We start from the raw sequence: 234 nt of genomic DNA, 5'->3' as shown, positions 1-234 counted from the left end.
GATCTGGGCTCGCCCCAGGAGCGGGCCCGGTTGCTGCAGCACCCGGCGCTGGATGATGGGCTGGACGTGCTGATCAACAGCGCGGGCTGCAACCAGTTCGCCTGGCTGGAGGATCAGAGCAGCGAGCAGGTGATGCGCCAACTGCTGCTCAACGTCGAGGCCCCCATCCAGCTCACCCGCGCCCTGCTGCCAAGGCTGCGCAAGCCCGCCGTCATCATGAACATAGGCTCCAGC

At 67.1% G+C, this 234-nt stretch carries 1 protein-coding gene; it reads left to right on the top strand.

Translation table 11 applies throughout. From position 1 onward, the window contains the following. Positions 1 to 234, top strand: a 234-nt coding sequence (locus tag B4920_RS28040) for an SDR family NAD(P)-dependent oxidoreductase (protein ID WP_139379792.1), incomplete at both ends; no start/stop codon positions are given.

Origin of the sequence: Zoogloea sp. LCSB751 (genome assembly GCF_002028455.1) — a bacterium.
Classification (GTDB): domain Bacteria; phylum Pseudomonadota; class Gammaproteobacteria; order Burkholderiales; family Rhodocyclaceae; genus Zoogloea.
Note: the sequence above shows the minus strand (reverse complement) of the source record. Positions and strands in the feature narration are given on the sequence as shown.